The organism is Chryseobacterium sp. D764, assembly GCF_019317325.1.
GTDB lineage: Bacteria > Bacteroidota > Bacteroidia > Flavobacteriales > Weeksellaceae > Chryseobacterium.
Window position 1 is genome coordinate 4,876,011 of record NZ_CP079219.1, and the last position, 23,860, is coordinate 4,899,870.

At 36.1% G+C, this 23,860-nt stretch carries 21 protein-coding genes; 16 read left to right on the forward strand and 5 right to left on the reverse strand.

What is annotated here, in order from left to right; translation table 11 throughout:
• The first annotated feature begins 21 nt into the window (after positions 1-21).
• The 6 genes from gyrB (at position 22) to KYG33_RS22200 (ending at position 8,487) form a co-directional block, all read left to right on the forward strand.
• Entirely contained in the window at positions 22-1,956 is a 1,935-nt protein-coding gene (gene gyrB / locus KYG33_RS22175) for a DNA topoisomerase (ATP-hydrolyzing) subunit B (protein ID WP_077415114.1), read from the forward strand.
• An 82-nt stretch (positions 1,957-2,038) separates the two neighbouring features.
• On the forward strand, positions 2,039-2,461 hold the full coding sequence (locus KYG33_RS22180; RefSeq protein ID WP_077415112.1) for a DUF5684 domain-containing protein: 423 nt from the start codon (positions 2,039-2,041) through the stop codon (positions 2,459-2,461).
• Positions 2,462-2,835: 374 nt separating this feature from the next.
• Positions 2,836-4,728, forward strand: coding sequence for a DUF3857 domain-containing protein (locus tag KYG33_RS22185; RefSeq protein WP_219072435.1), 1,893 nt, complete (start codon positions 2,836-2,838; stop codon positions 4,726-4,728).
• A gap of 2 nt (positions 4,729-4,730) precedes the next feature.
• The gene (locus tag KYG33_RS22190; RefSeq protein WP_077415108.1) at positions 4,731-6,665 is read left to right on the forward strand and encodes a DUF3857 domain-containing protein; all 1,935 of its coding nucleotides are present in this window, start codon (positions 4,731-4,733) and stop codon (positions 6,663-6,665) included.
• A gap of 102 nt (positions 6,666-6,767) precedes the next feature.
• A complete protein-coding gene (locus KYG33_RS22195) occupies positions 6,768-7,592 on the forward strand; it encodes an RsiV family protein (RefSeq protein WP_077415106.1) in 825 nt (274 codons plus the stop codon).
• Between the two features lie 4 nt (positions 7,593-7,596).
• Positions 7,597-8,487, forward strand: a complete 891-nt coding sequence (locus KYG33_RS22200) for a diacylglycerol/lipid kinase family protein (protein WP_410493587.1) — start codon at positions 7,597-7,599, stop codon at positions 8,485-8,487.
• A 196-nt stretch (positions 8,488-8,683) separates the two neighbouring features.
• On the opposite strand, the gene KYG33_RS22205 is transcribed toward KYG33_RS22200, so the two are convergent.
• Both KYG33_RS22205 and ggt read right to left on the reverse strand, forming a co-directional pair.
• Positions 8,684-9,964, reverse strand: coding sequence for a dicarboxylate/amino acid:cation symporter (locus KYG33_RS22205; protein WP_077415104.1), 1,281 nt, complete (start codon positions 9,962-9,964; stop codon positions 8,684-8,686).
• 180 nt (positions 9,965-10,144) lie between these two features.
• A complete protein-coding gene (gene ggt / locus KYG33_RS22210) occupies positions 10,145-11,833 on the reverse strand; it encodes a gamma-glutamyltransferase (protein WP_219072436.1) in 1,689 nt (562 codons plus the stop codon).
• 216 nt (positions 11,834-12,049) lie between these two features.
• Between ggt and KYG33_RS22215 the strand changes: the two genes are divergently transcribed.
• Complete coding sequence (locus KYG33_RS22215) at positions 12,050-13,015, forward strand: NAD-dependent epimerase/dehydratase family protein (protein ID WP_219072437.1); 966 nt, start codon at positions 12,050-12,052, stop codon at positions 13,013-13,015.
• Between the two features lie 84 nt (positions 13,016-13,099).
• Positions 13,100-13,852: a polysaccharide deacetylase gene (locus KYG33_RS22220; RefSeq protein ID WP_077415098.1), complete on the forward strand. Its 753-nt coding sequence runs from the start codon at positions 13,100-13,102 to the stop codon at positions 13,850-13,852.
• A gap of 160 nt (positions 13,853-14,012) precedes the next feature.
• On the opposite strand, the gene KYG33_RS22225 is transcribed toward KYG33_RS22220, so the two are convergent.
• Together KYG33_RS22225 and KYG33_RS22230 are read right to left on the reverse strand one after the other, a co-directional pair.
• Positions 14,013-15,218, reverse strand: coding sequence for a metallophosphoesterase (locus KYG33_RS22225; RefSeq protein ID WP_077415096.1), 1,206 nt, complete (start codon positions 15,216-15,218; stop codon positions 14,013-14,015).
• 69 nt (positions 15,219-15,287) lie between these two features.
• Entirely contained in the window at positions 15,288-16,355 is a 1,068-nt protein-coding gene (locus KYG33_RS22230) for a 3-oxoacyl-ACP synthase III family protein (protein ID WP_219072438.1), read from the reverse strand.
• A gap of 101 nt (positions 16,356-16,456) precedes the next feature.
• Between KYG33_RS22230 and KYG33_RS22235 the strand changes: the two genes are divergently transcribed.
• The 8 genes from KYG33_RS22235 to KYG33_RS22270 all read left to right on the forward strand — a co-directional run bounded on the left by KYG33_RS22235 (position 16,457) and on the right by KYG33_RS22270 (position 22,745).
• Complete coding sequence (locus KYG33_RS22235) at positions 16,457-17,026, forward strand: hypothetical protein (protein ID WP_077415092.1); 570 nt, start codon at positions 16,457-16,459, stop codon at positions 17,024-17,026.
• Positions 17,027-17,098: 72 nt separating this feature from the next.
• Positions 17,099-17,761 carry a bifunctional demethylmenaquinone methyltransferase/2-methoxy-6-polyprenyl-1,4-benzoquinol methylase UbiE gene (ubiE, locus tag KYG33_RS22240; RefSeq protein ID WP_129036908.1) on the forward strand — a complete coding sequence of 221 codons (663 nt, stop codon included), beginning with the start codon at positions 17,099-17,101 and terminating at the stop codon, positions 17,759-17,761.
• Positions 17,762-17,764: 3 nt separating this feature from the next.
• Complete coding sequence (locus KYG33_RS22245) at positions 17,765-18,547, forward strand: porin family protein (protein WP_047423525.1); 783 nt, start codon at positions 17,765-17,767, stop codon at positions 18,545-18,547.
• Between the two features lie 47 nt (positions 18,548-18,594).
• Positions 18,595-18,987: a hypothetical protein gene (locus KYG33_RS22250; protein ID WP_228408711.1), complete on the forward strand. Its 393-nt coding sequence runs from the start codon at positions 18,595-18,597 to the stop codon at positions 18,985-18,987.
• A complete protein-coding gene (locus KYG33_RS22255) occupies positions 18,987-19,274 on the forward strand; it encodes a cell division protein ZapA (RefSeq protein WP_077415090.1) in 288 nt (95 codons plus the stop codon). Before KYG33_RS22250 ends, KYG33_RS22255 begins: the two co-directional genes overlap by 1 nt.
• A 234-nt stretch (positions 19,275-19,508) precedes the next feature.
• Positions 19,509-21,074 carry a ribonuclease Y gene (gene rny / locus KYG33_RS22260; RefSeq protein ID WP_047376862.1) on the forward strand — a complete coding sequence of 522 codons (1,566 nt, stop codon included), beginning with the start codon at positions 19,509-19,511 and terminating at the stop codon, positions 21,072-21,074.
• 73 nt (positions 21,075-21,147) lie between these two features.
• Complete coding sequence (locus tag KYG33_RS22265) at positions 21,148-22,389, forward strand: MFS transporter (RefSeq protein ID WP_077415088.1); 1,242 nt, start codon at positions 21,148-21,150, stop codon at positions 22,387-22,389.
• 176 nt (positions 22,390-22,565) lie between these two features.
• Complete coding sequence (locus KYG33_RS22270) at positions 22,566-22,745, forward strand: hypothetical protein (protein ID WP_228408709.1); 180 nt, start codon at positions 22,566-22,568, stop codon at positions 22,743-22,745.
• Positions 22,746-22,825: 80 nt separating this feature from the next.
• Here the strand turns inward: KYG33_RS22270 and KYG33_RS22275 are convergent, their stop codons facing one another.
• On the reverse strand, positions 22,826-23,761 hold the full coding sequence (locus KYG33_RS22275; RefSeq protein WP_077415086.1) for a YeiH family protein: 936 nt from the start codon (positions 23,759-23,761) through the stop codon (positions 22,826-22,828).
• Positions 23,762-23,860: the final 99 nt, after the last annotated feature.

A 23,860-nucleotide genomic window follows, 5' to 3' on the forward strand; every position in this document is an offset into this window, starting at 1 on the left:
GCAAGATTTTTAATATTTAATATGAGTCAAAAACAATATACAGCTAGTAGTATTCAGGCATTGGAAGGAATGGAGCACGTTCGTATGCGTCCTTCAATGTACATTGGTGATGTAGGAACAAGAGGTCTTCACCATTTGGTTTATGAAGTAGTAGATAACTCTATTGACGAGGCATTGGCAGGATACTGCGACACAATCTTCGTTAGCATCAAGGAAGGAAACGGAATTGAAGTAAGTGATAACGGTAGAGGTATCCCGGTTGATTTCCACGAAAAAGAGCAGAAATCAGCCCTTGAAGTTGTAATGACAAAAATTGGAGCCGGAGGTAAGTTTGATAAAGACTCTTACAAAGTTTCAGGAGGTCTTCACGGAGTTGGGGTATCATGTGTGAATGCACTTTCCAATGAAATGGTTACTACTGTTTACAGAGACGGGAATGTTTATCAACAAATCTATTCTAAAGGAAAAGCACAGACTCAGGTTGAGGAGATCGGACATAGTGATAAAAGAGGAACAAAGCAGTTTTTCCAGCCGGATGATACCATTTTTACGGAACTGATTTACAACTATGATACATTAGCAAGCCGTTTAAGAGAACTTTCTTACCTTAATAAAGGAATTACAATTACACTTACTGATGAAAGAGAAAAACTGGAAGATGGTTCTTTCCGTTCAGAAATTTTTCATTCTCAGGGAGGATTGAAAGAATTTGTTGCTTATATCGATGGTAGCCGTGAATCTATTATGGAACATGTGATTTTCATGGAAGGCGAAAGAGATGATATTCCTGTTGAGGTGGCGATGCGTTATAATACGTCATTCAACGAAAATCTTCACTCTTATGTTAATAATATTAATACCCACGAAGGAGGTACTCACCTTGCAGGTTTCAGAAGAGCTTTAACAAGAACTTTAAAGAAATACGCAGATGAATTGGGACTTCCTGCAAAAGAAAAAGTAGAAATTACGGGTGATGACTTCCGTGAAGGATTAACAGCTGTAATTTCTGTAAAAGTAATGGAGCCTCAGTTTGAAGGGCAGACCAAAACAAAATTAGGAAACTCTGAAGTTTCTGGTGCTGTTGATAAGATTGTAGGGGAAATGCTTACAAACTTCCTGGAAGAAAATCCTAATGAAGCGAAGATAATCGTTCAAAAAGTTGTTTTAGCTGCCAAAGCAAGACAAGCTGCGAAAAAAGCCCGTGAAATGGTTCAGAGAAAATCTCCGATGGGAGGTTCTGGTCTTCCCGGAAAACTTTCTGACTGTTCATCCAAAGACCCGGCTGAATCTGAACTTTTCCTTGTAGAGGGAGATTCCGCAGGTGGAACAGCTAAACAGGGAAGAGACAGACACTTCCAGGCTATTCTTCCTTTAAGAGGTAAAATTTTGAACGTAGAGAAATCTATGCTTCATAAAGTATATGACAACGAGGAAATCAGAAATATCTATACCGCTCTTGGAGTATCTGTAGGTACTGAAGAAGATAGCAAAGCTTTGAATATGGCGAAGCTTAGATATCATAAAGTTGTGATTATGACCGATGCTGATATCGATGGTTCTCACATCTCTACTCTGATTCTTACTTTCTTCTTCAGATATATGAAGGAACTTATTGAGAACGGATATATTTATATTGCTCAACCGCCTTTATACCTGTTAAAGAGAGGTAATAAAAAAGTGTATGCATACAATGAAAAAGAACGTGAAGAGTTTACTTTAGAAATGTCTCCAGACGGAAAAGGGGTAGAAGTACAACGTTACAAAGGTCTTGGGGAAATGAACCCTGAACAGCTTTGGGAAACAACCCTGAATCCTGAACACAGAATTCTGAAACAGGTAACTATTGATAATGCAGTGGAAGCAGACAGTGTTTTCTCAATGTTAATGGGAGATGAGGTTCCGCCGAGAAGAGAGTTTATCGAGAAAAATGCGAAATATGCAAAAATTGATGCATAAACGTTTTTAAAAATATAATAAAAAAAGCTTCTAATTATTTAGAAGCTTTTTTTATATTTGGACAAACCAAAAAAACAATAATATGTTAACTCTTTTACAAACAGACCCTTATAATGGGGCAGATGCAGTGTCTGGTGCAGCCGCTGCAGGATTAGGACTCGGAACAATGTTCTTCGGTCTATTATGCTATATATTCTATGGATATTGCATGTACAAAATCTTTCAGAAGGCAGGAAGACAAGATGCCTGGGCCGCTTTTATCCCGATTTATAATTCAATAGTATTGCTGGAAATAGTGAAAAAACCAATATGGTGGATCATTCTTTTCTTTATTCCGTTGGTAAATATCTATGCATTTTGGGTTGTATATGACAGACTTGCTAAAGGTTTTGCCAAAGAAACTCCTCTGTACACTATTCTGATTCTCCTTTTCGGATTTATCTTTATTCCTGTACTGGGACTTGGAAGTGATCAGTATGATAGTAAACTGGTTCCAAATGATTAAAAAGAAAATGTAAAAACATAAAGACTTCAGAAATGAGGTCTTTTTTTTTATTGTAGAATTAATTGTACTTCTGTTTATTATTAATTCTACAGATTTTGAATTATATGAATCATAATTTATTTTAAATTTGAAACGCAGACAATATGGAGTTTACCACTTCATGGCACAGAATAAATATCTAGAATAAGTATAAATATTCTGTTTTAACTTTTCAGAATATAATAATGAAAAGTTGATAATGTGTTCATATCCTTATAAGTACATTTAAAAAAGTACTTTTTAAGTATTAGGTTAAGGCTTCACAATGTTGAAGCCTTTTATATTTTTTTTAACAGTTATTAAGATTTTCTTATTTTTGCTTAATTTTAATAACTATGATGAAAATATTAGTTCTTGGGGCGTTCTCTGTTGCCTCATTATATTTTGCACAAAGCTATCCTGCTTCTGCTATTCCTGAGAATTTAAAGAAAAATGCTAATGCTGTTATACGAAAAGATTTTACAACGGTTCAGATCAATAAAGTTGATCAGATAAAATATCAGCATAATACAGTTACTACGGTTTTAAACAAAGACGGTAATGATCAGGCTACAGCCTATATTCCTTATGATAAGCAAAGACGTATTTCAAATATAAAAGTAACCATTTATGATGAAGCCGGAAAAAAGATTAAAAGTGTTTCAAAGTCTGATTTTCAGGATATAGCAAACAATCCTCAGGGGATCTTTTATTCTGATAACAGAGTCTTGGTATATTCGTATACACCGGCTCAGTATCCTTATACCGTTGACTTTTCTTATGAAACTGATGACGAAAACACAGTTTTCATCCCTGATTTTGTGCCATTTACTTCTATCAAAACATCACTGGAAGAAGCACAGTTTAAAATCATTAATACTTCAGGAATTGAACTTCGCTCTAAGGTCTACCCATCAAAATACAATTATGCTTCTGTTATAGAAAGCGGCAGTGCAAATGATAAAACCTATTCATATAAAAACGTACCTGCTATAGACGATGCTTTTATGATACCGCAGCCTGTTAAAATCTTGCCTGCAGTAAACTTTGCATTGGCAAAATTCAGTTTGGCAGGAAAACAGGGGACTTTAAATAACTGGACAGATTTCGGAACCTGGATTTATAATGATCTTCTGATACCCGTTTCAGCTTCTACTCCTTCAATCAAGGCTGAAGTGGCATCTTTACAACTCCAGGGATCTGTGGAAGATAAGGTGAAGAAAATTTATCAGTACATGCAGAACAAAAGCAGATATATTGCTGTGGCTTTAGGAATAGGGGGCTGGCAGCCTATGATGCCGGATGAGGTTCAGAAAAAAGGTTATGGAGACTGTAAGGGACTTACGAATTATATGAAAGTTCTTCTGAATGAAGCAGGGATTCCTTCCAATTATTGTATCATTACTTCCGGCCGTTCTCAGGTTTCCTTTGATCCTGAATTTCCTTCTATGGGTGGTAACCACGTTATCCTGATGGTTCCGACTGAAAAAGGAAATATCTGGCTTGAAAACACTTCACAACAGATGGCTTTTAACCATTTGAGCTACAGTACAACGGATAGAAATGTACTGGCAGTAACCCCAAAAGGAATTGAATTGATCAATACGCCTGTGTATAAAGCCGAACAAAATAAGGAAAAACAGGTGTTGAAAATTAACCTTAACGAGGATAACAGTATTACTGGGGCAGGCAATTTTTTCTACACGGGAAATCAATATGATTATAATTTAAGGTTCGTAAATCTCAATCCAAAAGAGAAAAATGACGCGGTAAAAGCAAACTTTGACATTTTAAACTTTGAAAAAGTGGAAATGAAAAACTTTACCAATGACAGAGACAAGGCTGTTATTACATATGACCTTGATTTTAAGACCAATAATTTTTCTAAAAAAGCAGGAAACAGCCTTTTATTCAGATCTGTACCCATTTTTTCTGATGTTGTTTATAAGACAGATGAGAACCGTGAACTTCCTTTTGAAGTCAATATGTCCTTTGAAGATGAATATGAAATTGCTTTTATTCTTCCTATGGGCTATAAAATTGATGAAACTCCGGATAATTCAAACATCACTTCTGAATTTGGTTCCTATAAGCTAAGCTTTGTAAAAAATGATAATCAGATAAAAGTAACAAGAAAAATGCAGATCAATAAAGGTCTGTACCCAAAAGAAAAATACAATGACTACATCAATTTCAGAAAAAAAATTCTGAACATGGATAATTCAAAAATTTTAATAACAAAAATATAACCATGAAAAAACTAATAGTATTGGTCCTTTGCTCTGCCAATGCAATAATGATTAATGCTCAGAAGAAATACGAATTTCTGAATCCTCCGAAATTTAACGATGCAGATTTGTCTAAAGCTAAATCTTTATTAGATGAAAATGCTCCTGCTGAAATTTTGTATAAATCTGCTTATTTTATGGTGGATGCAAACACAGGAAATCTGCATAAAAGATATTATTATAGAGTTAAGATTTATGATAAAGATAAGGCTGAAGACTGGCTGAATCTTGAAATCCCTATTTATAATGTTGGAACCAACAGAGAATCATTGGGTAAGTTCAAGGCTTTTACATACAATCTTGAAAACGGAAACACAGTTCCGGTGAAAGTGGAAAAAAGTTCACAATATAGAAGTAAGGAGAATAAATATGTTACCCTGACAAAATTTGCTTTTCCGAGTGTAAAAAATGGATCAGTCTTAGAATATCAGTATGAAATTGTATCTCCGTTCCGATTTATGATTCCAGAGGTATTGATAGAATCTGATACTCCTTCACTGAATACAGAATATGTTTTTGATACTCCTATCAATATGTCTTACAATGTAAACTATACTGGAGGGCTTTCACCTAAATACAGGGAAATGGAGGAAAGGAATCTGTACGGTGCCCAATACAAAACCTTTAGATTTGCTTATGAAAACCTGAAAGGCTTTAAAACTGAAAAATTTGTAAGAAATGACAGGAACTTCAGAACGAAAATCAGTGCAGAGCTCAACTCTACTAATTTCGGTGAGCTTAAACTCTATTCATCATCATGGGATCAGATTGGGAAAAGACTTTATGAAAGTGACGATTTTGGAGGAGAACTGAAAAGAACAAAACTGGCAAAAGAAAACATGCCGGCAGGAGTTTCAGAAATGAAAACCGATCTTGAAAAGGCAAATGCTATTTTTTCATATGTTCAGAAAACTTTTACCTGGAATAAAGATAAAGGAATTTATACAGAAGATGGTATCAAAAAATTGTTGGAAACTAAAGTTGGAAATGCAGCAGAAATCAACCTTTTTCTGGTAATGATGCTTCGCGAAGCCGGGCTTAAGGCTGATCCGCTGGTAATTTCTACCGTGGAAAACGGATTGATTAATCTGGTGTCTCCCAATATTTCCAATATGAATTTTGTATTGGCTGCGATCAATATTGATAAGCAACTGCATATTTATGATGCTACCTCAAAGCAATCCTCTCTGGATGAAATTCCTCTTAAAAACTGGAATCAATATGGGATTTTGGTAACTAAAGAAAAGGCTCTGCAGATTCAAATGTCCAATGTGAAATCAAGCAATACTTTCCTTACAGTCAATGGTAAGATTAATGATGACGGAAGTATTTCCGGAACCTATTCAGACAGAGATACAGGTGCCTATGCCATGTATGTGAAAGACAGCTATGATGATAATGCAGAAAAATATAAAAAGCAGTATAAAGAAAACTTTTCTATGGACTTTACGGATATTAATTCAAAAGTGTTGGAAAATGGAGATTTTGAAAGCAGCATGAAATTCTCTTCAATGAACCTTATTGACAGAGTAGGAAAGAAAATGATCATCAATCCGATGCTATTTTTAAACAAAAGTTCCAATGAGTTTGACCAAACGGAAGTCAGACAGTATCCCATCGATTTTGGATCGCCTATCACCAAAGTGAAAAAAATCACTCTTGAAATTCCTGAAGGTTATGTAATTGAGGAAATGCCTAAAGAAAAAAGGATCGTTACCGAAGATAAAGAAATAGCCTATACCTATTCTGTAGAACAAAAAGGAAATAAGCTGGAAGTGACTACCACAACGAAAGTTAGCAGTTCAGATTATCCGAAAGAATATTATCCTGCATTTAAACAAATCTGGGGAGTAGCATCTAAGTTTGAAAATCAGGTAATAAGCCTTGTTAAAAAGTAATATTTAAGAAAACTTAAGCAAGATTTATAAAAAAAATAAAGTTTTTTCAAAAACCATTCATCTTTTGAATGGTTTTTGTATTTGATATCAAAAATTAGAATTATGAAAAATACGATTGCTGTTATAGCATTATCTTCTTTCTTAGCAGTGACTGCCTGTAAAAAAAATGAAAAGGCAGGGCCAGTAGAAAAAACTGAAAATAAAACCACTGAAGGATTTGTGGTAGACTCTGTGAAAGTGAATGATTCTACAAAGATTACAGACTCTTTAAAAGTGAGCTACACTTCAAAACTGTTGGTTTTTCCATCATTGAAAGATAAAAAGCTATTAGACAGTATCTATTTCCAGAATGAAAAAATCAAAGACTTTTCCAAAGCAGGCCTTCAGGCTTATCTTGATAAAGAAAAGAATGATTATTTCAGTTCTATGAAAAATGATAATAAAGATTGGGTTTCAGATGTTACCTATGCTCAGAATTGGTATTCAAGCTCACATATGAATCTGATTTCCAATGCAAACAATTATATGCATATTCAGTATGTAGGAAGCGGATATGAAGGGGGGGCACATGATAATTATGGTTTTTCAGAAAGAGTTTTTGATCTTAAAAACAGTAAAAAATTAGAACTGAAAGATATTACTTCAATGCCTAAGAATAAAATTGAAGCAATTCTGATGAAAAATATCGACAAAATCAACAGTGGAACAATGGATGGTGACGGAGAAGTGAAAAACTCGGAAATGCTGCTAGTTGAGAAAATTCCAGCATCCGATAACTTCTATTTTGATGATAAAAATCTGTATTTCCATTACAGCCCTTACGAAATTGCCGCTTTTGCAGCAGGAGATATCACCATTCCTGTTTCATGGGAAGACCTTAAAGGAACCTTAAATGCAGAATTTAAAGAAAGAATGAAAATTAAGTAAATTAATGCTTCCAGATCAGGAAGCATTTTTTAATTTTGCGGTAATGGAAAAAGTAGCTTTTATTATCAACCCTTTTTCGGCCAAAAAAAACTATCAGCCGTTTTTGAACGAACTTAAAACAAAGGTTAACAACCCGTTGTATTATGTATCAGAATCTATTCCTGGAACAGATGAGTTTATTCAGTCTCATTTTGAAGAAGTAGATATTTTTGTGGCAATAGGAGGGGATGGTACAATTTCTACCGTAGCCAAAAATCTGATTAATACAGAAAAAATTCTGGCTATTTTTCCGGCTGGTTCAGGAAACGGATTTTCCAATGAAACCCAGTTCAGTAAAAATCTGGATGAACTTTTAGAAAAAATAAGAACCAAAAACTCCAGGAAGATTGATACTTTTACGGTGAATGACAGGCTCTCCATCAATGTTTCAGGAACAGGATTTGACGGTAAAGTTGTCAAGGAATTTGAAAAAACAACCCGTGGATTCAAAAATTATATCAAAGTTTCCTTAAAAACCTTCTTCAACTACAAACCCATCAAGGTGAAGTTTTTTGACGAAGAATATCAGCAGTATAACGGAAGGTATCTGATGATGAATATTGCCAATACCCGCCAGTTTGGAAACAACGCTTACATTGCTCCAAAAGCAAGCAAAAGTGATGGTTTGGTGGATATGGTTTTGGTGAAAAAGTTTCCTCTGACCTATTCTGCGCTGTTTGCTTTCAGAATGTTCACCAAAAGACTGAAAGATGATGAATATGTCACTTATCTCCCGGTTTCCGAAATATCATTTAAAGTCAATACCAAAAACTGGCATCTGGACGGTGAATTCAATAAAATTAAATCACCAGTTCATGTTAAAGTACAGCCAGCGAGTCTGAGTATTTTGATTTAGAATTGCTGGCAGCTGGTTTTTTATTGTTGCTTCTTGATTGGAAGTTATTTCCGTTTTTTGCCTGAATATCTTTAGTCTTGGTTCCTGGTTCTGCCATCTTAACTGTCTATTAAAATTCACCATTCACTTGCGCAGCAACATTCACTATTGACGTCATCCAATTCCTGCAACCTGAAGTCTGCCATCTGCTACCTATCTACACTTCCAGCTTTTTCTCAACTTCAGCCGGATGGTCCAGACAATATTGAAGCTGTTTTTTATCAAGCTGTTTTTCCCAGTTGGCGACCACTACAGTAGCTACAGAATTCCCGATTACATTCGTCAGCGCTCTGCACTCACTCATGAATTTATCGATCCCAAGGATTAATGTCATTCCGGCAATTGGAATTTCAGGAACTACAGCCAGGGTTGCTGCCAGTGTTACAAATCCGGCACCGGTAACGCCAGCTGCTCCTTTTGAGCTTAACATGGCTACCAGAAGAAGCATCAGCTGTTTTTCAATAGGAAGATGGATGTTTAATGCCTGTGCGATAAACAGAGAGGCAAGTGTCATATAAATATTGGTTCCATCAAGATTGAAAGAATATCCTGTAGGCACTACAAGACCTACAATAGCTCTCGAACAGCCCGCTTTTTCAAGTTTTTCCATGATTCCCGGAAGAGCAGACTCTGAAGAGCTGGTTCCCAAAACAAGAAGAAGTTCTTCTTTAAGGTAAAAAAGAAACTTGAAAATGTTAAATCCGTTATACCATGCTACCGCTCCTAACACCAACACCACAAAAAGAGCAGAAGTGATGTAAAATGTGCCGACCAAAAAAATAAGATTTATAACCGAGTGAAGTCCGTACTTTCCGATAGTAAACGCCATAGCCCCGAATGCTCCGATGGGTGCCAGTTTCATAAGCATATGAACGATTTTAAATACCGGAGTTGATAGATCCTGTAAAAAATCGGTTACTTTCTGGCTTTTTTCTTTTGTTAAAACCAAAGCCACTCCCATTAAAATAGCAACCAAAAGAACCTGAAGAATATTATCACCCACCAAAGGACTGAATAAAGTCTCCGGAATAATATTCATAATGAATCCTGTAAGCGTTGATTCATGAGCTTTTGCCTGGTATTGTGAAACATCACCTGAGAGAGTAGCAGGATCAATGTTTAAACCATGGCCCGGCTGTAAGATATTTCCTACCAATAATCCGATGATAAGCGCAAGAGTTGAAAATGTAAAGAAATAGATCATTGCTTTTATGGCAATCCGGCCTACTTTTTTCAAATCGGTCATATGGGCGATTCCCAAAGTAAGCGTAATGAAAATTACCGGGGCAATAATCATTTTCACCAATTTGATGAATCCATCTCCAAGAGGTTTCATTTTTTCTCCCAATTCGGGATGAAATTTTCCAAGAAGAATACCGGCAACTATCGCTATAATCACCTGGAAATAAAGCTGATTGTATATTTTTTTTGCTTTCAAAGAACAGTCGTTTTGTTTTTTTAAGGGCGAAAATTAAGAAAATTTATCTGAAAACATGACAAAAGTCATTGAAAAGATCTGCAGCAGTAGATTGATCAGTAAAAAGCTCCGGCTTCATTCTAAAAGGCAAAGCCTTTTAGAATGAAGCCGGAGCTGTATTATAATATTGACAGATGATATTTATTCCACTGCAACAGAGTCATCTCCGCGGCCGTCTGCCACTGCATGGATGCTTCCGTTTTCATCAATAACAATCATTTCTGTTTTTCCGATGTATTTGATCTTTTCAATGACATAATTTTTGCTTTTCAGCTCCGAAATTGTGCTTTCAGGAAAATTATTTTCTACCGTAATAGTTTCCGGAAGCCACTGGTGATGGAATTTTGGTGTATTCACTGACATATTTGCGTTCAGTTTAAAATCCACAACATTCACAATAGACTGATATACCGAGGTTGGGATCGTTGTTCCTCCGGGAGTTCCCACTACCATATAAGGTTTTCCATTCTTAAGGAGTATAGTTGGGGTCATGGAAGAAAGCATTCTCTTGTTAGGCTGGATCGAATTGGCTTCTCCGCCTACTGCTCCGAACATGTTTGGTACACCCGGTTTGATAGAGAAATCATCCATTTCATTATTTAAAAAGAATCCTGCTCCTGAAACCAATACTTTACTTCCATAATAACCGTTAAGAGTTGTGGTTACAGAAGCAGCATTTCCATCCTTATCCAATACGGAAATATGAGTAGTCTGCATAGATTCTTTAGGCTGTTCTATGATTTTGCCAACCTCTGCACTTGGAGTTGCTTTATCAAAACTGAAGCTTTTCCATCTTCCTTTCAGATAGTCATCAGAGATCAGGTAAGAAGTTTTATCCTGAATAAAATCCGGATCTCCCATATATTCTGCTCTGTCTGCAAAAGCTCTTCGCTCTGCCTCAGTCATGATCTGAACTGCTTTTGTAGAGTTTTGCTGGTATTTTTCAAGGTTTTCAAAACTTGCCATTCTCAGCATTTGAGCCAGAAGAACTCCGCCGCTTGAAGGTAAAGGCATGGTTACCACATTACTTCCTTTGTATTCAAATTCAAGAGCTTTTCTCTCTGCAACCTTATAATTCTTAAGATCTTCCAATGTGATGATTCCGTTACCTCTTTTCATTTCAGCAACCAGAAGATCAGCTGTTTTCCCCTCATAAAAGCCTTTTGCCCCCGATTTTTGAATCAATTTCAAAGTTTCGGCCAGGTCTTTCTGGATCAATAAATCTCCCGCTTTCCATGGAACATCTTTTACGAAAATGATAGAAGATTTATTATGTTTCTGGAATTTTTCCCTTTGGTTATTCAGCATTTCTGCTTCCTTGTCGGTAATAGCAAATCCTTTTTCCGCAAGATCAATGGCAGGCTGGATAATCTTTTCCATAGGCAGTTTGCAGTATTTCAGGGTAGCAAAAAACCCCGCTACACTTCCGGGAATACCCACTGCCAGTCTTCCGTTTTGGGAAAGATCTGTATCTGCTTTCCCTTTTTTATCAATGTACATATCTCTGAAGGCCTTTTTCGGAGCAGTTTCCCTGTAGTCCAATGTGAATTTTTCCCCATTATTTTTTACGCCTACTAAAAACCCGCCACCACCAATGTTTCCGGCCTGAGGATACACTACAGCAAGGGCATATTGTGTTGCTGTAACGGCATCATAGGCATTTCCGCCCATCTTTAAGATTTTGGCTCCAGCTTCACTGGCTAACGGATGTGCAGATACTACAACACCTTTATTTTTTACCTGTGCTTCCTTGATGATATTGAAATTGGTAAACTGAGCCCAGCTAAATGGGCTGGCCAGTAAAATCAAAGCAATTAAAATCTTCTTCATATGATTGTTTTCTTTGAAACAAAATTATTGAATTTTAAGTTAATCATAGACTGTGATCACTGCATTTGATTTTTTCTATTGTTTAAAAGAGAATTTTACCTGTTTAAATTGAATATATCCGTATTCATTATTGGGGGAGTGTTTTTTAAATACACCTTTTTTATTATGGTTGGCATGTTTTTTTTACTTTTGTACAATTCTAAAAAAATCTGAAAAATGGAATCCTATACGGAAAGAATACTGATTACAGGTGCCTTGGGACAAATTGGTACCGAACTTACGAACAGACTTGTTGAAATCCACGGAGCGGAGAACGTTGTTGCTTCAGGATTGGACAGATGGCAGGAAGGAATTACTTCTGCCGGACACTATGAAAGAATGGATGTTACCAATACACAATTGGTAAGACAGGTGATTAAAGATTACGATATCACTACAGTGTATCACCTGGCTTCGCTTTTATCCGGAACTTCGGAAAAGCAGCCTGTTTTTGCCTGGAAACTGAATCTTGAGCCATTGCTTCATTTTTGTGAAATGGCGAAAGAAGGGCTTCTGAAAAAGATCTTCTGGCCAAGTTCTATCGCTGTATTTGGAAAAGGAATTCCAAAACATGATGTGGGACAAGATGTAGTGTTGAATCCTACAACGGTTTATGGGATCTCCAAAATGGCAGGGGAGAAGTGGTGTGAATACTATTTCGATAAATATGGTGTAGATGTAAGAAGTATCAGATATCCTGGATTGATCTCATGGAAAACTCCGGCAGGGGGTGGAACTACTGACTATGCTGTTGAGATTTTCTATAAAGCAATTGAAGATGGAAAGTATACAAGTTTCATTTCCGAAGATACAGGAATGCCGATGTTGTATATGGACGATGCCATCAATGCAACCTTGAAATTAATGGATGCTCCGAAAGAAAGTTTATCTGTTCGCTCTTCTTATAATTTAGGTGGAATGTCATTTACTCCAAAAGAATTGGCAGCAGAAATCAAGAAAGAAATTCCTGATTTTGCTATTGATTATAACCCGGATTTCAGACAGGCAATTGCAGATTCATGGCCGGCTTCTATTGATGATTCAGTCGCCAAAAAAGACTGGGGTCTTACTTATGATTTCGGAATTTCTGAAATGACTAAGGATATGATCAAGAATCTGAAGATAAAATTAAGCAAGAATTAATAATATAAAGTAATACTTTAATTAACAATTGTTTTAACATCTGATTTATAATATTTTATATAATTTATATAAATTTTAATTTAAATGGTATTATTGACTTTTAACATCACCTGTATTGAAGCTGAAGTAAAAAACGGCTCCCAAATAACTGATGATGAGCGATTGAAAATTATAGAAAATAATACCAGAGCAATTCTTAGAATTTTAGATATTCATGATATCAAATCAAGTTTTTTCGTAGAGGTTTCTCTTATCGGAAAACTTCAGAATTTAATAAAAGCAATTTCATCCAAAGGGCATGAAATTGCTTTTTATAATAAAGACTCAAATCCTGAAGAAATTGAAAATGCTAAAAAGAATATTCAGAATCTGCTGGAAAAACAGATCAGAGGAATTCGTCAAAAAGATGTAAAGGTTTCACAGGAAATTTTGAAGCTGATGGAATTTAATTATGTTTCCAATATCGACAATGCCAATATTCTTTTTCCTTTCAAAAGACTCAAAAGAGATACGGAAATTACAGAAGAGGACGGACTAAGTATTGTTCCTGAAAGTATCTCTCCTTACAGTCAGCTTCCCTATAATGATTTCGTGTTTCAGATTCTGCCGATGAAGTATTACCAGAATATGGTCCTGGAAACATTGCAGAATGAAGAATTTGTACTGATTTACCTGAACACATGGCAGTTTACAGATTTCAAGAAATACCGTTTTGATATCCCTTTTTACCGGAGCTTATTTTCGGGTAAAAAAATGGAGGACAAACTAGATGCCCTCCTTACTTTTCTCAATGACAGGGAAATGGCTACCTCCCGTATGAAAGATTATATTTTTTAGGGAGTAGATGATAGGCTGCAGGTAATAGGTATTAGGTGGCGGGGAGTGAGGAGACTGTTTCTCATGATAACAGAGATATTAAATTTCTAAACCTCTAACTTTAAACCTTAAACCTTAAACCTTAAACCTTAAACCTTAAACCTTAAACCTTGAACTTTAACTAGCTTAGCTCAAAAAGTGTAATCTCCGGCAATACACCCACTCTTCCCGGATATCCCAGTACTCCGAATCCTCTGTTTACATACAGTAGCTTTCCTTCGCTTTCATATAAATCGGCCCATTTTGGGTATCGGTACTGAACAGGTGACCATTTTATATTTTTAAGATCCAGCCCAAACTGCATCCCATGCGTATGTCCTGAAAGGGTCAGGTGGATGTTTGTAGGGTGCTTTTTCACCACATAATCAAAGTGGGTAGGGTCATGGCTCATTAATATCTTTGTAGCTGATTCCGGTACGTTTTTTAAAGCGTCATCTATTTTTCCGAATTGAGGAAATGGTTTTAATCCCCAGTTTTCAACGCCCAGAATGTATATTTTTTCTCCATTTTTTTCGATGACTCTGTGTTCATTTCTCAGCATATCAAAACCTGCCTGCTTTTCATAACTAATCAAAGTGTCAAGGTTTTCTTTTTTAGCTGTGGGTGACTCCCAGGATACATAATCTCCATAGTCGTGATTTCCTAATACGGCAAACTTGCCGTCTTTAGCCTGGATTTTTGAAAACAGCGGAATAAATGGTTTGAACTCATCCGCAACGTTATTCACCATGTCTCCGGTGAATAATACCAGGTCAGGTTTTTGTTCATTAATAAGATCAATGGCGTGCTGTAATTTGCCGGGATCGGAGAAGCTTCCACTGTGAACGTCAGAAATCTGGATAATTTTATATCCTTTGAAACTTTTCGGAAGATTATTGAATTTTACCCTTACTCTTCTTACGGTATGGCGGTATTTACCAAAAGTAATTCCGTCTATGAAAAGAGCAGAAAGAACGCCTCCCATTCCCAGGCCTACGATGCTCAGGAATTTCCTTCTTTCCGGAAAGAAATTTTCTGAAGGTTTTGTAAAACCGATCAGGTATCCTCCGGTTCTGAAAATATCATCAATTAATAAAAACAGAACTACAAAAATTTTAGGAAGGATGAAAATTAAGAACAAAGAGATCATAATCTGAGCTCTTACCGTACTTCTGTCTGATCTTTGGAAGTGGGTAACTTCGTAAGCGAAAATTCCATATACGGCTAAAGAGAGTACCCAATATCCGATTCTTATCCATGAATTATCAGTGAGTGTTCTGATAGCCTGATAAATATAAACTTCCAAAAACAGGAAGATTCCAGCGATAATTAAAAAATTCTTTTGCATGTTCTGATTAAAAAAAGCACAAAGAATAACTTCCCTGTGCTTTTATATTTTTTTTGTTTATTAAATATTTTAAGGAAATCTGTAAACGAGAGCATTGATGTTCATTCCGGCACCTACCGAAGTCATCACAATGTTCCCATTCTCTTTAAACGATTGACCTTCCATTTTTCCTTTAATTATTAAATCATACATGGTAGGAATTGTTGCTACAGAAGTGTTTCCAAGATCCTGAATCGTCATAGGAGAGATCGCATGATCGTATTCTTTGATGTCATACAACCTGTGAAGTCTTTCAATCATAGCGTAATCCATTTTAGCGTTTGCCTGGTGAATTAAGATTTTATCTATATCTTCAATAGAAAGACCTGCATCTGTAATGGTGTCTTTGATAGCATCCGGTACATTTTTAAGAGCGTATTCGTAAATCTTTCTTCCCAGCATTCTTACATAAAGGCGCTTCTGATCTGCTTCTTTATTGATAGAAGGTTGATTTTCAAGGTAGTTTAATTCCGGGCCGTTGTCACAGATTGTGTTGTGGGCAATAATTCCTACATTCTCTTCGTCAGTTGCTTTTACCACTACGGCTCCGGCACCATCAGCAAAGATCATTCTGTTTCTGTCATATGGATCTGTTACTCTGCTTAAAGTTTCAGCGCCGATGACAAGAATTGTTTTGGCAACTTTAGCTTTAATTAAATTATCAGACAAAATCATAGCTTCTACCCATCCAGGACATCCGAAAATCATATCATACGTTACGCATTTTCTGTTTTTAATGCCCAGTTTATTCTTTACTCTTGCTGCCATTGTTGGCATAAAATCAGCATATCCGTTTTCAGTAACTTCCCCGAAATTGCTTGCATAAATGATATAATCCAATTCTTCACCATCCACTTTTGCATCCTCAAGGGCAATTTTTGCAGCTTCATAACCGATTTGTGAGTTGGAAAGATCATCTTCAATGAATCTCCTGTTTTCGATTTCTGTAATCTCTACAAATTTCGCAATGGTCTCTTCCACAGGCTTTTCAATCTTTACTCCGTCTTCTGTGTAGAACTCGGAATTCATGAAGTAATCTCTACCAATAACTCTGTTCGGAATATAAGATCCAGAGCCAATAATGATCGTATTCGGCATTCGTTTATATGATTTTTTTAAAGATGCAAAGTTAATAATTAATATTAATAACGGAGAATTAAAAATATTATTAAATTTGCAAAAATTGTACTTTACAATCTATGAAAAACAACTCGTCCTTAAAAGGCTTACTTATTGCAGCTGTGGTGTTTATCATTGCCTTTGGGATCTACTTCCTTTTTTTAGCCAAGAAGAATTATTATGTTGTAGATAATCCTACCCCGAATACGTATTACTTTAAGATCAATAACGGATCTGAAGGAGTTATCTCTGCCGGGCAGTATGTGCATGTGGATTTGAATAAAGGGAAAAACTCTATTCAGGTTTTTGATCAGAACAAAAAAATGCTTTACGATTCAGCATTTGAAGTGAATAAGCTTCGTGGTCTGATTAATATTACACACCAGGATTACTACGTAAATGACCAGTATTACGGATACAATCTTAAAAAAGATTCGTTGCTGGCAAACCTTGATAAAACGGTCATTGATGGAAAGGATTATTACGGAGGAGCCAGACGCTTCAATAAGCTTTACACAGAAGATTTTTATTACAATGTAGATGAAGATTATGATAAAGTGATCAAGAATATCCAGAAAGTGGAATCCCGATCTAAAATCTTCAGAAAGCAGGATTACCTAAATTATTATAAAGAATATTACAAGTTTTAAGTTTTGACAAAAGATATTACCAAAGTTACTCCCTACAATTCAGAGGCTACAAAAAAAAGCCAGGTAGAGGATATGTTCGACAATATTGCACCGAAGTATGACCTTCTGAACCGTGTTTTATCCATGAAAATTGATATTTTGTGGAGAAATAAACTGGTAAAATGGATGAAAAATGATAATCCGCAGGAAGTGCTGGATGTGGCTACAGGAACGGGAGATCTGGCAATTACCATTGAAAAAGGAACCGGTTCTAAAGTAGTTGGATTAGATTTATCACAACAAATGCTGAATGTTGGCGTTATTAAAATAAAAAAACTTAAATTAGACGGCAAAATTTCCATGCAAAAAGGGGATGCAGAAAATTTACCTTTCGAGGACAATAGATTTGATGCTGTTTCCGTTGCATTTGGAGTAAGGAATTTTGAGAATCTTACCAAAGGTTTAGCAGAGTTAAGAAGAGTAGTTAAAGATAACAAAAGTGTTTATATACTGGAGTTTTCAAAGGTTGAGGGTTTCATGGGACCATTTTATATGTTTTATTTCAAAAATATATTGCCTGCCATTGGCAGATTGGTTTCTAAGGATAATAGGGCGTATACATACCTTCCGGATTCTGTAAATGCTTTTCCTTTCGGGGAGAAGATGAAGCAAATTCTTTTAGATACGGGATTTAAGAAAGTAGAATATAAAAAATTAAGTTTAGGTATAGCCACAATTTATAAAGCAACAAAGTAACCTATGAATAAATTTCTATTAAAAGCACTGGTTTTAACCTCAGTAAATGTTGCCGTTTTTGCAAACGCGCAATTCAGAACCCGAAACAGAATGGATAAGTTGGAAGATTTCGACGAGCAGAAATTCAGTTGGGGTTTTTATTTGAACGGGAACAGACTGGATTACCGCATTGTTTTGCATCCGAAATACGGGATGAATGATAATGAAAACCTTGTTACATCCAAGGAAAGCTATAGTTTCGGTGCCGGGCTTATTGCAAAATGGAGACTGAATGATTATCTTGATGTAAGGATAGAACCAGGTTTACAGTTTGCTCAAAGACAGTTGACTTTTAATACTCAATCCAATGACATTTATGCAGGTGGTTCTTTAACCAATCCTCCTTTTATGCCATTCCCTTTACAGGAAAAGGATAAAGTAAGAGAAATTAAATCCACATTAATTGACGTTCCTGTAATGTTGGAACTTCATGGACAAAGATGGTACAATTCAAGACCTTATATTGCCGCAGGGGTGAACTATGTTGTAAACCTTCAGTCTAACTCAACTTCCACAGATGATAACATGCAGGGGATCTACAGATCAACTACCCACAACTTTGCATGGTCTGCAGAAATGGGAATTCAGTTTTATTTCAACAAATTTAAACTGACTCCAGCTGTAAGAGGAACATTCTTCATGAACAACGAGAAAGTGGCTGATAATGCTACTACACCTCCTTACTGGGCTTCTGCAATTTCAACATTACAGACAAGAGCCGTAATGTTTGTTCTGAAATTTGAATAAAAATATTCCATTGAAAATACATAGGAGGTGCATTAGCACCTCCTTTTTTGTTTGTATTTCAAAATATAGAGCGTTTTATTTTTGTTAGTGTTATTATTTTTTTATTTTTGCTTTTAGTTAGAATATACAAACCTGAAATGCTTCAAGATTTAGAAAACAATTTTTCAGAATTAGAGAGAAAGATTTCGACTCTGCAAAAGAACTATAAAAATCTTACGGAAAATTTAAAAGAATTAAATATTGAGCATGAAGAGTTGAAGAAGAAGTATGATGAGGAAAGAAGAAAGAATCAGGTATTAGCAGAAGAACAAAAAAATATAAAGCTTTATTCAGCAATATCAGGAAATCCTGAACACAATAGATTAATGAAAAACCATATCAACAGATTGGTGAAAGAAATTGATTTCTGTATTGCTCAGCTTCAAAACAGTGGATTATAATGGAGATAAGGAGAATAACCGTCAACATTGCAGGAAGAGTGTATCCGCTGAACGTACCGGCAGCAGAGGAGGAAACTTTGCGTAAAGTAGGGAAGCAGATCGAGAATATGATTAAAGATTTTGAACAGAACTTCGATGTAAGAGATAAACAGGATGCTTTGGCAATGTGTGCCCTGAAACTGGGAACCAATGCAGAAGTAGTTTCTCTGAACTACGAAAAAAATATTAATTCTACCAACGAAAGGTTAACGCAGATTAATCAGTCGTTGAATGAAATCGGGAAATAGATTTTTTTTCCTGAAAAATTACTGCCTACAATAATTCTAACACATTAAAGGTAAACTCAACGCTAAACAATTACCGAACAAATGTCCATCGAATGGCGTGCCGGATTTCCGGATTACAGACAGTGGAAATCAGTTCAAATCGTGTTGATTAGGAGTTTACTCTCAATCTCTGGATTATTGTGGGCTTTTTTTATTTAACAAGGATATGAATACAATTAAAACTCAATATAAATTATGATAGAAGTTATAGTCGGTGTTGTTTGTTTAGTAATCGGGGCTGTAGTGGGAATGTTTTTCTCAAAAAGCTCTCTGAATACTAAGGCAAAATTCATCATAGATGATGCTAAGAAAAACGCCGAAAACCTTATAGAAAAAGCTAATGTACAAGCTGAATCCATAAAGAAAGAAAAGAACCTTCAGGCAAAAGAAAAATTCCTGGAACTGAAATCTCAGCATGATGCAGACATTCAGTCCCGTGAAAAGAAAATGCAGGAAGTTGAAAAGAGAACGAAAGACAAGGAGCATAAGCTGAATGATGAACTTAGCAAGACAGGAAAGCTTGAAAAAGATCTGGATAAGCAAATTGCAGATTATGCTAAGAAGACCGAAATCCTTGAAAGAAAACAGCAGGAATTAGATACAGCTAACGCTAAGAAAGTAGAAATACTTGAAAAAATCTCTAATTATACCGCTGATGAAGCTAAAGCAGAATTGGTAGAAACCATGAGAGCGGAAGCAAAAACAAGAGCACAGGCACATGTTCAGAGCATTATGGAAGAAGCTCAGATGAATGCTAAAAATGAAGCGAGAAAAATCGTTATCCAAACGATTCAGAGAATCGGAACTGAGCAGGCTATTGAAAACTCAGTATCCGTTTTCAATATTGAATCCGATGAAGTAAAGGGTAGAATTATCGGTAGAGAAGGTAGAAATATCCGTGCTTTAGAAGCCGTAACAGGAGTTGAAATCATCGTTGATGATACCCCGGAAGCTATCCTTCTTTCATGCTTTGACCCTGTAAGAAGGGAAATTGCAAGACTATCACTTCACAGATTGGTAACCGATGGTAGAATTCACCCGGCAAGAATCGAAGAAGTAGTTGAAAAAACTAGAAAACAGATCGAAGAGGAAATCATTGAAGTAGGTAAGAGAACCATCATTGATTTAGGAATCCACGGATTACACCCTGAATTGATCAAAATCGTAGGTAGAATGAAATACCGTTCTTCTTACGGACAAAACTTACTGCAGCACTCAAGAGAAGTAGCAAACATTGCTGCAACTATGGCTGCTGAGTTAGGATTAAACGTAAAATTAGCAAAAAGAGCAGGTCTTTTACACGATATCGGTAAAGTTCCTGAGCAGGAATCAGAATTACCACACGCTTTGTTAGGAATGCAGTGGGCTGAGAAATATGGTGAAAACCCTGAAGTAGTAAACGCTATTGGAGCTCACCACGACGAAATTGAAATGAAGTCTTTATTATCTCCAATCATTCAGGTTGCAGATGCAATCTCAGGAGCAAGACCGGGGGCAAGAAGACAGGTGCTGGAATCTTATATCCAGAGATTAAAAGACCTTGAATCTGCAGCATTAAGCTTTGACGGAGTTTCCAGTGCTTATGCAATCCAGGCGGGTAGAGAACTAAGAGTAATGGTAGAGAGCGGAAAAGTGAACGATGAAGTAGCTTCTCAACTTTCTTACGATATCTCTGAGAAAATTCAGAATGAACTGACTTATCCTGGACAGGTAAAAGTAACAGTAATCAGAGAAACGAGAGCTGTGAATATTGCCAGATAATAATCAGAAAAAGATATTTGATAAAAACCTTTCAAGAAATTGAAAGGTTTTTTATTTTTATCAAAACTTAAAAATGCAAGAACTGTCCATGTCTTCAAAACTGAAGTACATTTTCTCAATTCCCGTTATTATTTCTGCCTTAGGCTATTTTGTAGATATTTATGATCTCCTTTTATTCGGAATCGTTAGAATACCAAGTTTAAAAGCTCTGGGACTTAATCCGGATGCTGACGGAACTTTTATTCTGAACTGTCAGATGGTAGGTCTTCTCATGGGAGGCGTTTTCTGGGGTATTTTCGGAGATAAAAAAGGAAGGCTTTCCGTACTCTTCGGATCTATTTTAGTGTATTCCTTAGCTAATATTGCCTGCGGTTTTCTTCCTTATTTTCCAAAAGAACATTTGTTGTACCAATATGCCGGTTTGAGGTTTATTGCAGGTATTGGGCTTGCCGGAGAGCTTGGAGCGGGAATTACGCTGGTTTCTGAAAGCCTGCCGAAGAGTTTGAGAGCAATCGGGACCTCGGTTGTTGCCGGTTTTGGATTAATGGGAGCTGTAGTGGCTCAGCTTACGGTAGAACTGGCCGGTGGCTGGAATATCTCTTATATTATCGGTGGTATCATGGGAATTATGTTATTGATACTGAGAATAAGTGTGTCCGAATCCGGAATTTATAAGAATATTGAACATAAAAATGTCTCAAAAGGAAATTTTCTGTCCTTTTTTACCAATAAAGAAAGATTGACAAGATACTTAAAATGTATTGCTGTAGGATTGCCTACATGGTATTGTATAGGGATTCTGGCTGTTTTAGCCAATCAGTTTGCCCCTGAATTAGGAATTAAAGAGATCAACCCAGGAAAAGCAATTATGTGGGCATATGTAGGGATTTCTGTGGGTGACCTATTGAGCGGATTTATTTCCCATGCTTTAAAATCCCGGAAAATGGCCATCTTCTATATGCTGATCTTTACTCTGATTGGGGTAGCAGTGATGTTATTCGGTAATACCAATACAGAAACAAAATACTATCTGTTTTGTGTATGGCTTGGTTTCGGAACAGGATATTGGGCCATGTTTGTGACACTGGCTGCAGAACAGTTCGGGACTAATATCAGAAATACCGCAACAACAACGGTACCTAATATGGTAAGAGGATTGGTGCCGGTTATGATTTTTGCTTTTGATTCTCTTAAAGGTCATTTTCCGGTTGTGGAGAGCGCGGCGATAGTGGGAGTCGTGGTATTTGGACTTGCATTTTATTCTTCACTTACTATTTCTGAAACCCACGACCGCGATCTTGAATTTACAGAATAATTTAAACTGTTTAAAAAAATAAAAAGGTTATTTCTTATTTTTAATATAATAATAACGTTATAATCAATAAATTATTAATTTTTATAGTGATTTTTGTTGCGTGTAATTAATATTTGTTTAACTTTGGAAGGTAACTAAAACTATATTGTTTAATCAAACTAAATCACATGAACATTATGAAAAACGCTAAAAAATTAAGAAAGCAAGATCTAAAAAATATCACAGGAGGAATAAGCGGTAACCCTGATTTATCTCTTTGTGGATGCAGCTGCTCAGGATCAGTAACAGGACCATGGTATTGCGTACAGTATATCGGTTGTCCACAGGTCTATACTTGTGGTGACGCCGCAATCTAAAGAAATTATTTCAATACGAAATAAACATTTCCACATTTAATATGCAGAACCCTTTTGATATCAAAAGGGTTCTGCTCATTTTAATGGATAATATAAAGAAGACTGCCAACACTTATAGTAATCCAAAGGAGTACAGCGGTTAGTAAAGGCTTTAATCCTATTGATTTCAGGGTTTGAAGAGAAAGAGTAGAACCTATGAAAAACAAGGTTAGATTCAGTCCGGATTTTGCTAAAACAGTTATAGAAGTACTGAAACGGTCAAGAAACGGGAAATACGTATTCAGAAGAATGGCCGCAATAAAATAACCGATGAACCACGGAATTTTTATCTTTGAATCTTTACTTTTAAAAATGAACATCGTGATCAATGAAACCGGAATGATCCAAAGGGCACGTGCCAATTTTACAGTCGTTGCTATTTTCAATGCTTCATCCCCATATTTGCTGGCGGCACCCACAACAGAACTTGTGTCATGAATTCCAACTGCACACCAAAGCCCAAACTGTTCCTGTGAAAGATTCAGCAAATGTCCTATGGCAGGATAAACAAACAATGCAATAGAATTTAATGTAAAAACAATAGCTAAAGCAAGTGAAATTTGTTTCGTGCTCGGTTTGATAATAGGAGATATTGCAGCAATTGCACTCCCTCCACAAATAGCGGTTCCTGCAGAAATAAGATAAGATAAAGGTCTTTCCAGTTTAAATACTTTTCCCAGGAAATATCCCAATACCATTACTGTAACAATACTTATAACCGTTAACATCAATCCTGTTTTTCCAGCATGAAGAGCTTCATCCAGTTTCAATCCGAATCCCAGACCGACAATCGAAATCTGCAGGAGCAAATGGATGTAGTGATGAAGGTGTTTCTCAAACGGATTTCCTATAAAAACAGCCAGAGCAAATCCCAAAACCAGAGCAATTGGCGAAGATATAAGCGGAGTAAGACATAGAACTGCCAATACAATAAAAAATACTTTTCGGATCATTTCATTTTGGATGAAATCTTTCATAATGCGAACTTTTAAAATCTGCACCAAAATTCTGGAAAATAGTATTACAAAGTAAATCGTATTTTGTTATATTGGATAACTAAAAGTTATAATTAATAA